17 protein-coding genes are annotated in these 12,351 nt (G+C 54.7%); 5 read left to right on the top strand and 12 right to left on the bottom strand.

All coding sequences use genetic code 11. The annotated features are described in order from the left end of the window. Positions 1–9 precede the first annotated feature (9 nt). From ACCW71_RS18700 to ACCW71_RS18690, 3 genes are all read left to right on the top strand, one after another. Positions 10–921 (top strand): DUF808 domain-containing protein, encoded by a 912-nt coding sequence (locus tag ACCW71_RS18700; protein ID WP_436373983.1) that lies wholly within the window; start codon positions 10–12, stop codon positions 919–921. Between the two features lie 34 nt (positions 922–955). Beyond that, complete coding sequence (locus ACCW71_RS18695) at positions 956–1,087, top strand: hypothetical protein (RefSeq protein ID WP_003854444.1); 132 nt, start codon at positions 956–958, stop codon at positions 1,085–1,087. Between the two features lie 178 nt (positions 1,088–1,265). Next, complete coding sequence (locus ACCW71_RS18690; RefSeq protein WP_436373980.1) at positions 1,266–1,445, top strand: YodC family protein; 180 nt, start codon at positions 1,266–1,268, stop codon at positions 1,443–1,445. Between the two features lie 73 nt (positions 1,446–1,518). Here the strand turns inward: ACCW71_RS18690 and ACCW71_RS18685 are convergent, their stop codons facing one another. From ACCW71_RS18685 to ACCW71_RS18675, 3 genes are all read right to left on the bottom strand, one after another. Beyond that, positions 1,519–2,739: a glycosyl transferase gene (locus tag ACCW71_RS18685; RefSeq protein ID WP_436373978.1), complete on the bottom strand. Its 1,221-nt coding sequence runs from the start codon at positions 2,737–2,739 to the stop codon at positions 1,519–1,521. Positions 2,740–2,769: 30 nt separating this feature from the next. Beyond that, complete coding sequence (locus tag ACCW71_RS18680; RefSeq protein ID WP_436373976.1) at positions 2,770–3,561, bottom strand: mannosyl-3-phosphoglycerate phosphatase-related protein; 792 nt, start codon at positions 3,559–3,561, stop codon at positions 2,770–2,772. Between the two features lie 356 nt (positions 3,562–3,917). Continuing rightward, on the bottom strand, positions 3,918–4,151 hold the full coding sequence (locus tag ACCW71_RS18675) for a DUF2525 domain-containing protein (protein WP_436373974.1): 234 nt from the start codon (positions 4,149–4,151) through the stop codon (positions 3,918–3,920). A 316-nt stretch (positions 4,152–4,467) separates the two neighbouring features. Here ACCW71_RS18675 and ACCW71_RS18670 point away from each other — a divergent pair, with 316 nt between their 5' ends. Together ACCW71_RS18670 and dsrB are read left to right on the top strand one after the other, a co-directional pair. Further along, positions 4,468–4,626: a YqaE/Pmp3 family membrane protein gene (locus ACCW71_RS18670; RefSeq protein WP_046288250.1), complete on the top strand. Its 159-nt coding sequence runs from the start codon at positions 4,468–4,470 to the stop codon at positions 4,624–4,626. Between the two features lie 63 nt (positions 4,627–4,689). Further along, the gene (gene dsrB / locus ACCW71_RS18665) at positions 4,690–4,884 is read left to right on the top strand and encodes a protein DsrB (RefSeq protein ID WP_436373971.1); all 195 of its coding nucleotides are present in this window, start codon (positions 4,690–4,692) and stop codon (positions 4,882–4,884) included. A gap of 62 nt (positions 4,885–4,946) precedes the next feature. On the opposite strand, the gene ACCW71_RS18660 is transcribed toward dsrB, so the two are convergent. The 9 genes from ACCW71_RS18660 to fliL form a co-directional block, all read right to left on the bottom strand. Then, positions 4,947–6,653, bottom strand: a complete 1,707-nt coding sequence (locus tag ACCW71_RS18660) for a methyl-accepting chemotaxis protein (protein WP_436373969.1) — start codon at positions 6,651–6,653, stop codon at positions 4,947–4,949. 296 nt (positions 6,654–6,949) lie between these two features. Next, positions 6,950–7,585 carry a transcriptional regulator RcsA gene (rcsA, locus tag ACCW71_RS18655; RefSeq protein ID WP_436373967.1) on the bottom strand — a complete coding sequence of 212 codons (636 nt, stop codon included), beginning with the start codon at positions 7,583–7,585 and terminating at the stop codon, positions 6,950–6,952. A gap of 627 nt (positions 7,586–8,212) precedes the next feature. Next, a complete protein-coding gene (gene fliR, locus ACCW71_RS18650) occupies positions 8,213–8,998 on the bottom strand; it encodes a flagellar biosynthetic protein FliR (protein ID WP_436373965.1) in 786 nt (261 codons plus the stop codon). Further along, entirely contained in the window at positions 8,998–9,267 is a 270-nt protein-coding gene (gene fliQ / locus ACCW71_RS18645; RefSeq protein ID WP_003854466.1) for a flagellar biosynthesis protein FliQ, read from the bottom strand. Before fliQ ends, fliR begins: the two co-directional genes overlap by 1 nt. Before the next feature lie 27 nt (positions 9,268–9,294). Beyond that, positions 9,295–10,026: a flagellar type III secretion system pore protein FliP gene (gene fliP / locus ACCW71_RS18640; RefSeq protein WP_436374014.1), complete on the bottom strand. Its 732-nt coding sequence runs from the start codon at positions 10,024–10,026 to the stop codon at positions 9,295–9,297. Continuing rightward, positions 10,026–10,424 (bottom strand): flagellar biosynthetic protein FliO, encoded by a 399-nt coding sequence (fliO, locus tag ACCW71_RS18635; protein ID WP_436373963.1) that lies wholly within the window; start codon positions 10,422–10,424, stop codon positions 10,026–10,028. Before fliO ends, fliP begins: the two co-directional genes overlap by 1 nt. Positions 10,425–10,426: 2 nt before the next feature. Further along, positions 10,427–10,837, bottom strand: coding sequence for a flagellar motor switch protein FliN (fliN, locus tag ACCW71_RS18630; RefSeq protein ID WP_436373961.1), 411 nt, complete (start codon positions 10,835–10,837; stop codon positions 10,427–10,429). Beyond that, the gene (gene fliM, locus ACCW71_RS18625; RefSeq protein ID WP_436373959.1) at positions 10,830–11,837 is read right to left on the bottom strand and encodes a flagellar motor switch protein FliM; all 1,008 of its coding nucleotides are present in this window, start codon (positions 11,835–11,837) and stop codon (positions 10,830–10,832) included. The genes fliN and fliM overlap by 8 nt, the downstream gene beginning before the upstream one ends. 4 nt (positions 11,838–11,841) lie before the next feature. Beyond that, positions 11,842–12,327, bottom strand: coding sequence for a flagellar basal body-associated protein FliL (gene fliL, locus ACCW71_RS18620; protein WP_279768036.1), 486 nt, complete (start codon positions 12,325–12,327; stop codon positions 11,842–11,844). Positions 12,328–12,351: the final 24 nt, after the last annotated feature.

Genomic DNA, 12,351 nt, shown 5'->3' with positions numbered 1-12,351 from the left:
GGATAAATTTTGGCGGGAACCAGCTTACTGACTTTACTTGATGATATTGCAACACTTCTGGATGATATTTCCGTCATGGGCAAAGTGGCGGCCAAAAAGACCGCGGGCGTGCTGGGCGACGATCTGTCGCTCAATGCACAGCAGGTGACCGGGGTGAAAGCCAACCGTGAACTGCCGGTGGTGTGGGGCGTCGCCAAAGGCTCCTTTCTCAACAAACTGATCCTGGTGCCGCTGGCGCTGATTATCTCCGCTTTTGCGCCCTGGCTGATTACCCCGCTGCTGATGCTGGGCGGGGCCTATCTCTGCTACGAGGGGGTAGAGAAGGTGCTGCACAGTCTGCAACATGACAAGCAGAGCAAATCGCCGGAAGCGCGCCAGCAGCGCCTCGACGCCCTGGCGAAGCAGGATGCCGCAGAGTTTGAGAAGAAAAAAATCAAAGGCGCGGTGCGCACCGATTTTATTCTCTCCGCGGAGATCGTGGCGATTACTTTAGGCATCGTCTCGGAGTCGCCGCTGCTGAACCAGGTGATTATCCTGGCGGGTATCGCCATTCTGGTCACGGTGGGTGTTTATGGCATCGTGGCGGCGATTGTGAAAATCGACGATCTCGGCTTCTGGCTGCGGGAAAAACCTTCGCGCATCGCGCAGGGGATCGGCAGCGTGCTGCTGGCCGCCGCGCCCTGGCTGATGAAGATCCTGACCGTGGTCGGCACCCTCGCGATGTTCCTGGTGGGTGGCGGTATTGTGGTGCACGGCATCACGCCACTGCATCATCTGATCCAGCAGGTCAGCGCAGGCTTCAGTGGCTGGATGGCGACGCTGCTCAGCAACGGCGCAAACCTAGTGCTCGGTTTTATCATTGGGTCGATCGTGCTGTTAGCCGTTAACCTTATTGCCAGAGTGCGCGGGAAATCGGTATAAAGCGCACTGTAATTTTACGCTCAGGAGAATGATGATGAACGACGACATGTTTGAATTTGATATTGACGCGCAACTGGAGCAGGCTGAAGCGAAAGCGGAGAAAAAAGCCAGCGAAGTGCCGGACGATCTCGGCGATGAGGCCGACTGCGAAGGCTGCAAAATCTGACGTCAGCCTGAGCGACGCCCTTCAAAGCGGATACTGTTTCTTATCCGCTTTTTTTATTTTCCGCATATCTCTCTGATTAATTCTGAATTTGCCGCTTTTTTGCGTGCCTTAACAGGCAGGAACCTTTTTCGCCTGCTATAAAGACAATAATCACACAGGTTAATAAAAGGAGCGCAACATGGTTTTCGCAATCAGTGAAGAAGTGCAACACAAGGAAGATGGGCAGACGATGGTGGTGACCGGTTACGCCAGTGGCATGGTGGAGTGTCGCTGGTATGACGGCTATGCGGTGCGCAGTGAAGCCTTTCGCAGCGATGAACTGAGCGCGCTGAAACCAGCCCAGCAGCTGGCGAGTTAACCGCCTCCGGCCGGTATCCTATCAGCCAGGCCCACCGGCAACGGACTCCGGCACCTCCCTGTGCCGCGGCGTCTCAGACGTTGCCGTCGTTATCCTCTTCTACCGCCTGATAGATACGCTGCAACACGTCCGGGAACGCGGACTGCACCCGGCTCCAGCTCGGGATAAACGGCTTATCGTTGGGACGCTCAATAAACGCCTGTCCCGCTTCCAGAATCGATTGGGTAAACATCTCAACCGCCGCTTCCTCTACGTGCTGATCAAACTTCAGCCCGTTCATCGCCGCCTCGTGGTTATAGGTCTCCATCATATCCAGCGCGTTGCGATAGTAGGTCGCCTTCAGCACCCGGAAGGAGTCGCTGGTCAGCGGCACACCCATAGTGGCGAGCTTGCGCAGCAGTGACTGCACGATGTCGTTACTCATGCGTTTCAGGCCGCCGGTGCCATCATCTTCAGCCAGCGGCTGATGTTTATGGTCGTAGTTATCGGCGATCTCCACCTGACAGGACTGGCGGGTGGTGTAGTTACGATAGATCTCAGACAGCACGCCAATCTCCAGCCCCCAGTCGCCCGGAATCTTAATCCCGTTCAGCACATGGGTGCGCATCGCGAACTCCCCCGACAGCGGATAGCGGAAGCTGGAGAGGTAATCGAGATATTCTGAATGCCCATAGACTTTTTGCAGCGAGCGCAGCAGCGGCCCGACCAGCAGCCGGCCCACGCGGCCGTTCAGTTTGCCGTCCGCCACCCTGGCGTAGAAGCCCTTACAGAACTCATACTGAAACGCCGGGTTCGCCAGCGGGTAGAGCAGGCGCGCCAGCATCCCGCGCTCATAGGTGACAATATCGCAGTCGTGCAGCGCCACACAGCTGGTCCGGTCCGAAGCCAGCGTATAGCCGGTACAGAACCAGACGTTGCGTCCTTTGCCGGGCTGGGTGGGTGACAGCCCCTCTTTATCCAGTTCAGCGTCGATCGCCTTCAGACGCGGGCCATCGTTCCACAGAATGCGATGCCGTTGCGGCAGGCGCGAGAAAAACTCGCGGGCAAACAGAAACTGATCGCGGTCAGCGCGATCCAGACCAATCACAATCTCGTCGAGGTAGGGCACTTTCGCCAGCTCATCGACAATCTTTGTCAGCGCCGGGCCTTCAAGTTCGGAAAACAGCGACGGCAGGATCAGCCCCATCTTGCGTTTGCGGGCAAAGCGTACCATCTCCTTTTCCAGCGACTCCACGCTGCGGTGGGTGAGGTTGTGGAAGTTGGTGATCACGCCATTCTGATAAAAGTCACTCATCGCATCATCCTTTTAATGCCCGTGGGCAGCTCATTGAGGTTGAGTCAAAAAATAGTCCAGCCCTTCGCGCCAGCCTTCGGGACCGTAGTGCGCGGTATGGTAAACCTGCTGCTGATCGCTGCGGCTGAGCGTCACCGGGGTTTTGCTGTAGCCCCTGATCACTACCGCATAATCCACCGCGTCGAGCATTGGTGCGTCATTGGGGCCATCTCCCAGCCCGAGGGTGATGCGCGGCTCGCCAGGCTGCCGGGCCAGCAGCCAGCGTACGGCTTCGCCTTTGCCGCTGCCCGCTGGCATCACATGCCAGAAGCGGCCGCCCTGCGCCAGCGCCAGACCCGCCGCCGTCAGCGCCTCACGGAAGCGTTCAAATGCCTCATCGCTGTCGCGCCACACGATCACCTCTGAGGCGTCGCGCTGACGGGCCAGGGCCGCCTCCGCTTCACTGAGGCCGGTCATCGACGCCACCTCCGGGTCGGAAAAGTCGTGAAAGCCGGTAAAGCGATAGTGCGTCTTGAGAGCGGCAAGCCGTTCACAGATCGCGTCGTAGGTCAGATGATTGTCGGGCAGCGCGATCTGCTGCCCGTCGGCGGTCTGTACCAGCGCGCCGTTCTCTGCAATAAAGGGCGCGCCGGGGATGCCGAGCCGTTTTTGCAGCGGCACAATTTCCGCCGCTGTCTTGCTTGAACAGATCACCAGCGGAACGTCGTGCTGTTTCAGGGTGGTAAGCCACTCGCTAGCGGCATCCCAGCGATAGCTATGATGGTCAAGCAGTGAGCCATCAAGGTCGGTAATGATCATTAACGGCTGGTGGAGATCGGGCATTAGCAGGCTCCTTTCATCACGTTCGCGGCTAAAGCAGCGATTTTTCAATATTATAGTTGAATATGGCTCACACTTTTTTTTCCGCGGCGCTGGCGGGCATTCCAGGATTATTCTCAAAACGGTCAGTCGGTAACGGAAGGGGAGTGGGGGCTGAGCAGGGGCTAAGTGGCTGTCTGATGCGGCTTTTTCGGTAACATTGGCTCTGTTTATGCAGTCAATGTTATATAAATGTGCATATATGATACTTGTTTCAAATGCTGGAAGAGGTAATCTGCACGGGTGTTAAGAATTCCCTGGTGTAACGAATTGAAATTTTTACCCGGCCATCCCGCCGGGTATTTTTTTTGAAATCGATTTCAGCGATTGATTTCACCGCTGCGATAGTCGCCAATATCAATTTCAAACGCTTCTGCCAGTTCGGTGTAAGAGTGGAAAACCCTGCCTTCAACCTCCAGCCGTGGCGGCTGATCCTGATCCATAAACTCCCGCACCTCGCCTGAGGTTCTGGCGTGAATCGCCTCCAGCAACCCCTCAACGTCAATATTCAGATCGGCCGGATGCAGATCATCCCGCGGTTTATTCTCTGCCATTTTCTGTCTCCTGAGCGCCAACAGAATAGTCAGTATAGGACGCCGGGCAGAATGGGGGAGCTGGTGCGGTCGCAGATAAAAAAAAGCCCGCGCTGCGCGGGCAAAATCCTTGTTACTTTTTGGGTTGGCTGCACCTATGGGGTGGTGCAGTAGTGGGAAGTGTAAAAGGTTCTGTTGTCAGAAGTCCTGCCGGGAAATGTTAAGAAATTGAAAAACACGGCCTTACTCAGATTTACCTGACTTTTCGCCCGAACAGAGCAGAATCAGCTATAGTTCCTGATAAAGCTGATTTTTATCAATACCTAAAGGAATGGTTATGGACATCTTAAGAATTATTATTGCAATTCTGCTGCCGCCGCTCGGCGTCTTTATGCAGGTCGGCTTTGGCGGGGCGTTCTGGCTCAATATCCTGCTGACCCTGTGCGGTTATATTCCGGGGATCGTTCACGCCGTCTGGGTCATTGCCCGTCGCTAACGCGCTGCATCACCGCGGTTCTTCGTTTAAACTGTGCAACAGGAAAATATCAGGAGAACCGAAATGAAGGTAAATGACCGCGTCACTGTCAAAACCGATGGCGGCCCGCGTCGCGTCGGCACCATTCTGGCGATGGAGCCTTTTAATGAAGGCACCATGTTTCTGGTGGCGCTGGAAGATTATCCGCTGGGCATCTGGTTTTTTAACGAGACCCAGCAGCAGGATGGCATTTTTGTAGAGCCTTACCGCGAAGCCTGATTAATCGCGAAAAAAAGCCCCGGTGCCGCTGGCGGGACCGGGGCTTTTGCCATTCAGGCTAATCAGAAGGTTTCCCAGTTCTCATTGCCCGCGGCCACTGCCGGACGAGGCGCGAGGGCAGGGGGTTTCAGCGGGGAAGCGGCGCGGGTGGCCATACCCGCTGTGGCTGGCGTCTCCGTCAGACGGAATGCTGAGACCGCCTGAGTCAGTTTACCCGCCTGATCCTCCAGTGAAGCCGCGGCGGCTGACGCCTCTTCAACCAGCGAGGCGTTTTGCTGGGTCACATTATCCATCTCGGTGACCGCCTGGCTCACCTGCTGGATACCCCGGCTCTGCTCGTCGGAGGCGGCCGCAATCTCAGCCATAATATCGGTGACCCGGCGAACCGCTTCCACAATTTCACCCATGGTATTGCCCGCCTCGCCAACCTGCTGCGAACCGTTGTTGATCAGGGAGACCGATTCGGCAATCAGCGACTCAATCTCTTTCGCCGCCTGCGCACTGCGCTGGGCCAGATTGCGCACTTCGCTGGCGACCACCGCAAAACCGCGACCCTGTTCACCGGCGCGGGCGGCTTCCACCGCGGCGTTCAGCGCCAGAATGTTGGTCTGAAACGCGATGCTGTTAATAACGTTGGTGATCTCCGCAATCTTTTTAGAGCTGCCGGAAATATTGGTCATGGTTTTCACCACGCCGCTGACCAGATCGCCGCCACTGCGCGCCTTGCCAGAGGCATCGGCCGCCAGCTGACTGGCATGATGGGCATTATCGGCGTTCTGCTTCACGGTGGCGGTGAGCTGCTCCATGCTGGCTGCTGTCTGTTCCAGCGCGGCCGCCTGCTGCTCGGTACGCGACGAGAGATCGGTGTTACCGGCCGAGATTTCGCTGGAACCCTGATAGATCGCCACCGCGCCTTCCCGGACGGTGCCGACCGTGGTCACCAGCGCCTGCTGCATCAGCTGTAAATTGTGGATCAGCGTACCAATTTCGCTGCGGCCGTGCGGCACCGGCGGTGAGGTGAGATCGCCCTGAGCAATGCGCTCAATATGCCCGACCGACTGACGCAGCGGGTTAATTACCACCCGACGCAGGAAGACAAAGGTCATCAGCACCAGCACCAGGGCGGCGCTGAAGGCGACAGCCATCGCGATAAAGCCGATACGTGACTGATGATCCGCTTCGGCGTTAATCGCTTTGGCGCGCTCAGTACGGATCTGAATCGCCTTCAGCAGCACCGCGTTGTAGTCGGCGTCCAGTTTGCGGGTGACGTCGGTCTCCTGGGCAATAATCCCTTCGAAGCTGCCCTGTTTACCGGCGTTAATCATCGGTATCAGGCCTTTATTGATGTAATCGTTAAAGCGCGCCTGGAGCGCGGCGTCGAGCTCGGTGTCAGCCGGAGTTTTTACCTTGCGCGCGGCATAGACGGCAAAACCCTCTTTGGCCTGTTGAATGCGTTTTTCGGCGGCGGCGACGTTGGCACGGAAATCATCCATCTCACCAATACGCGCGGCGGCACCGGCCTGAATGATCGTCAGACGCGCGGTGCGCAGGTGGTTTGAGCTGTTGGAAAGCCCCATGCGGACCTGGATCTCTTCGGTGGTGTCATCAAGGGACTGGTTACTTAAAATCAGGAAGTAGCTGGCGACACCAATGCAGAGGGCAAACAGCAGTAAAATGCCGCCGAAGATCAGGCTAAACAGCGGTACCAGACGGAGATTTTGCCAGATGCCCGCGTTTTTTTGTCCATTACTATCTAATCCAGTGGTCATATCCTTGCTCTCATGAGGCTGTTGTTATAAATCTTAACATCGGCACCAAAATGAAAAGGCTTAGCCAGCAGAGTGCGATCTGGCTCCCATTCTGAGCAAAAAAAAAACCGGCCATTAAGGCCGGTTCAGAAGCTGAATGTTCAGAGCGATGTGGAGAGATGTTGTCTGCAAAGGCGGGCGAATCACGGATAATGCGCACCGCGCGTTTCGCCTGTTTTCGAAGACGTACTCCCCCTGAGCCAGCAGAGTAGAGTCTGTTTTAACCGGTCATCCGTGCCGGTTTTCGCTGACCATGGTTATCGGACGTTAACGTAAATACCCGAGGTCACATTATCGGTTAATCGCACCACATGATAAATAACCTGCTTATTATGGGTTTTGATTTTGCGTTTAATATTACCTTTGTGTGACGATACCGTTTTGGCCTTAATTTGCATTTTATCTGAGATCTGAATGGTGTCATGACCTGACATCCACATCTTCAGCATATTTGATTCAGTCTGGCTCAGCGTTAATGGATGAACATCCATGCCCGAAGAGATACGCGGAGACTGATTCATCTTCTTCTGCAAATAGGTGCTCAGCAGGGAATCCAGGGTCGAAGTTTTCATCGATTTTGACGTAATAATCAGGTTCTTACGAACGTAGAGGTATTCCTCAAAATGGATATTGCTTATCGCCATAAATATAAAGAACAGTGTATCAGGATGCTGCGTAATAATGCTGCGGATACGTTCACTGGAATCTGTTTCATGAATGAAGCAATCTTCATTAATAAAGACGACACCAGGTTTTAATTGCTCACATTTTTGCTGTAGTTGCTCAATATCGGAGACAGAAGAGATATTTTTCTTCTTAACTCCTTTTAAAGACATATAGTCTGATAATCCCAGGCGTGTGTAGTTGCAGGAATCCATAATAATCGTTGGCATGTTAGCGACCCTCACCAATTTGTTATCCGTTTAAATCAACGATGAATTACGCGTTGCGGTACGAGAGAGATTTCTAAGGCACTTTTTTATTCTGCTCGTGCAGTGTGGTAACAGGCAATCGCCCGTAAAAGTCTTCATCCCTGACCCGTTCTGCAAAAATTTTGTGCTGCTTTAACGTCACCCATTCTCCGGCAATGGCGGGGAGTGCCAGTGAAATGCCAGAGTTAAGTAAGACTCAGTTTTTGGGAGCGTTGTCACTATCCCTGAAAACCCGGAAGTTTCTGATAGGACAAATCTTAAAAACATTTGTTTTACGAAAGTGTGATGCCTCAGCTGGTGTTGACAATGCCGGAAAAAACATTTTTTAACAAGAAAAATCATCCGAAAATTTTTTTCCTGTAAATTCAGTTAATTGCCGTTTTTGCCATCACTTTCACAGTTTGAACGCTTCTGTGAACCGCCCGACTAAAATACGCGAAGCCCGGTTTAATAAGAATTATTTTCAGACTCTCCGCACGTTTATCAGAATTTCCTTAGTTGCATTCTGAAAAATATGGTCTGGAAAATGCAGGGATGGTTTTGTGATGCTTAAGTATCAGGAGGCGGAGATAGTTAGAATCTTAATGTTCAGGCACGGGACAGTTCAGTGAGGAACAGGGCGAGTAAATCAAATACTTCACCGAATAAATGCTCACAGAATGGGGCGAGGAGAGGCATCAGCAGACTGATGGTTAAAATTCCGACTGATAAGGTAATCGGGAAGCCAATTGCGAAGATTGATAACTGTGGTGAAACACGGTTTAACAAACCCAGGACCAGATTTAGCATGAGTAACAAAACGATTAAGGGTAGCGCTAACATCATGCCATTAAGGAAAATTAATCCACCCGACTTCACCAGCGCCATAAAGGCATTGGCATTCAGCGGATGTCCGCCAATCGGCAACGTATGAAAACTGTCCGCCAGCAGGGAGATCAGCCACAGATGTCCGTTGAAGGTCAGAAACAGCAGCATCGCCAGCATGTCGAGAAAACGGGCCAGCACCGGCATGTTAAGACGGCTGCCGGGATCGAAAAAGGTGGCGAACGACAGTCCCATCTGTAAGCCAATCACTTCGCCGGCGCAGCGCACCGCCGCAAAGGCAAACTGCATGGTGAAGCCGAGGGCGATGCCAATCAGCATCTGCTGAATCAACAACCAGAAGCCGGCGGGTGAGAACAGGGTCACATTGACCGCGGGCAGCAGCGGCATCAGCAGCCAGGTAATCATCACCGCCAGACCCACTTTGACCCGCTTACTGACAGAACGTTCACTGAGGATCGGCGCGGTGGCGAATAACGCCAGAATGCGCACCAGCGGCCAGAAGAACTGACTGACCCACTGAACCAGCTGGCTGCTGTCGAGAGTAATCATCAGCCGATGATGTAAGGCAGGTTAGTAAAGACGGTGCGGATATAGTCCAGCAGCAGATTCAGCATCCACGGACCGGCAATGATACCGGTGGTCGCCACCGCCAGAATTTTCGGAATAAAGGATAAGGTCTGTTCGTTGACCTGGGTAGCGGCCTGGATCAGGCTGATCAGCAATCCACTGACCAGCGCGGCCAGCAGCAGCGGGGCGGCCAGCATCAGCGCCACGCGCATCGCTTCCTGTCCCATGACCATAACGGATTCGGGTGTCATCGGTTGCTCCGGGAGTAAAAAGGGGGATCAGGAGTAGAAACTTTGCGCCAGCGAGCCGACCAGCAGTTGCCAGCCGTCAACCAGAACAAAGAGCATCAGTTTAAACGGCAGCGAGATGGTCGCGGGCGGCACCATCATCATCCCCAGCGCCATCAGCACGCTGGCGACCACCAGGTCGATGATCAGGAACGGGATAAAAACGGTAAAACCAATCTGGAACGCGGTTTTCAGCTCGCTGGTCACATAGGCGGGCAGCAGAATCCGCATCGGCACCGCTTCAGGTCCGGCAATCGGCGCGGTGTTGGCGAGCCGGGCAAACAGCGCTAAATCGGCTTCGCGGGTCTGACGCAGCATAAACTCCCGCAGCGGCTGGGCCCCTTTCTCAATCGCCACATCCATGCCGATCTTGTCCTGACTGAACGGCAGATAGGCGTCCTGATAAATTTTGTCGAAGGTAGGCGCCATAATAAAGAAGGTCAGAAACAGCGACAGACCGAGCAGCACCTGGTTCGGCGGCGCCGAAGGCGTGCCCAGCGCGTTACGCAGTAAACCAAACACAATGATGATACGGGTGAAGCTGGTCATCATCAGCAGCACCGCCGGAATAAAGGTCAGCGCGGTGATAAACACCAGCGTCTGCACCGGCAGTGACCAGCTCTGACCGCCATTCGGCAGCGAGTGACTCACCAGGCCCGGCAGCTGGGCATGGGCAACCGGTGCCAGCAACAGCAGTGGCAGTAAAGGAAGCAGTCGACGCATCATTGTGGTTTTCCGGGACGTTTAACCAGGTTCTGTAACAGCTGACGAAAATCTTGTGGCGCAGGCGTGACCGGCGTCACTGACGCCGGTGCGCCCGGCGGCAGGGTGTGCAGGTGGGTGATCTGCTGGGCGGTGACGCCCAGCACCAGGCGCGCATCGGCGGTATCGACAATCACCACCCGCTCACGCTGGCCCACCGATACGCTGGCGGTAAGTTTCAGCTCCTGGCCGCTGACCTTTTTCGGCGCGAAGCCGAACCGGCGTGCCAGCCAGGCGCAGGCCAGAATCAGTAAGATAATGACCGCTAACACGCTGCTCACCTGGGCCAGCATCGAGCCGGTCGAAATGGCCTGAGCGTGAGGCGCAGCGGGTTGCAGACTTTGATTCTGGCTATTCATCTTCAGCGACTCAGGCGACGCATACGTTCAGACGGGGTGATAATGTCGGTGATGCGCACGCCATATTTATCGTTCACCACCACCACTTCACCCTGGGCAATCAGGTAGCCGTTGATCAGAATATCGAGCGGTTCACCCGCCAGGCCGTCCAGTGAGACCACCGAACCCTGCGTCAGACGCAGCAGCTCTTTAATGGTCATTTTGGTGCGGCCCAGTTCCACGGTGAGTTTCACCGGAATATCCATGATCAGATCAATGTCCTGCAACGAGCCAGAGACATTGCCGCTGTCAAAAGATTTAAAAACGTCGTCGCTTTGCTGCGGCGCGCTGCTGCTGCCGACCTGCTCATTCATAGCTTCAGCCCACAGATCGTCCGCAGAGACATCGTCAGACGGTTTATTACTGTCAGTCATGGGGCTGTTCCTCGTTCAGCGAATTCAAAATCGGGTTAATCAGGTGTTCGACACGTAGCGCGTACTGACCATTCATCGTGCCATATTGGCTGGTTAAGACCGGAACGCCGTCGACATGGGCGATAATGCGTTCAGGTTTCTCAATCGGCAGCACATCACCGGGTTTCAGCTGCAAAATCCGGGACAGACGCAGCGAGGTTTCGGCAAAGTGGGCAATCAGTTCCAGCTCAGAGTGCTGCACCTGTTTCACCAGGTTATCGCGCCAGTGGTTATCCTCCTGGCGGGAGTTTTCGAGCGGTGGATTCACCAGCAGCTCGCGCAGCGGTTCAATCATTGAAAACGGGATGCAGATATTAAACTCACCCACCAGGTTACCAATCTCCACCTGGAACGGCGTGTTAACCACGATGTCGTTCGGTGAGGTGGTGATGTTGGTGAATTTCACCTGCATCTCTGAACGTACATACTCGACGTCCAGCGGATAAATCGCTTTCCAGGCGTCGCTGTAACCATCCAGCGCCAGCTTCAGCATGCGACGGATAACGCGCTGCTCGGTATGGGTAAACTCCCGGCCTTCGACTTTGGTCGGAAAGCGGCCGTCGCCACCAAACAGGTTGTCGACGGCGATAAACACCAGGCTCGGTGAGAACACCACCAGCGCGGTGCCGCGCAGCGGTTTCAGGTGGATCAGGTTCAGGTTGGTCGGCACCGGCAGGTTGCGGGCAAACTCGTGATACGGCTGAATCTTGATCGCGCCTACGCTGACATCCGGGCTGCGACGCAGCAGGTTAAACAGCGCCATACGGAAACTACGGGCAAAACGCTCATTAATAATCTCCAGCGCCTGTAAACGCTCGCGCACCACGCGACGCTGGGTATTGGGATCGTAAGGACGAATATCGCCTTCCGGTCCGCTCTGTTTCTTTTCTTCTTCCGCGCTGCCACTGTCGCCGTTTAACAGGGCGTCAATTTCAGCCTGGGAGAGAATGCTATCGCCCATTGATTCACCTCAAAATGAAGGCGGTAAACAGCACATCGTTTACTGCCTGCGGAGGTTGACCTTTTACCAGCGGTGGAGTCAGCACCTGTTTGATTTGCTCAACAAGCGCTTGTTTTCCCTGCTCTGTCGCCAGCGCCGCAGCGCTCTGACGCGAGAGCAGCAGCAGCAGACGGCTGCGCACCTCAGGCAGATAGTCATTTAACCGACGCCGGGTATCCTCATCGGCCAGACGCAGGGTAAAGCCTACGTAAAGCACGCGGTCAGGATCGTTGTCGGGATTGACCAGGTTAACCGTAAATGTATCAAGTGCAAAAAAGACCGGGGCGGGAGGCGGTTCGACTTTCGCGACCTCCGGCTTATCGCCCTCATGTTTATTCATCATTCGCCAGACTGCATAGCCTGCCACGCTGCAAGCGGCCAGCGTCACAATGAGCAACACCGGAATTAAGAGTTTACGTTTGCGGCCTTTAGCTTTCGCGTTATCAGACATGGTTGCAGTTACTTCCTGTGAATT

Source organism: Pantoea sp. C2G6, assembly GCF_051336815.1.
In the GTDB taxonomy this organism is placed as follows: domain Bacteria; phylum Pseudomonadota; class Gammaproteobacteria; order Enterobacterales; family Enterobacteriaceae; genus Pantoea.
The sequence above is the reverse complement of the archived record's forward strand: the minus strand, read 5'-3'. Positions and strand labels throughout refer to the sequence as shown.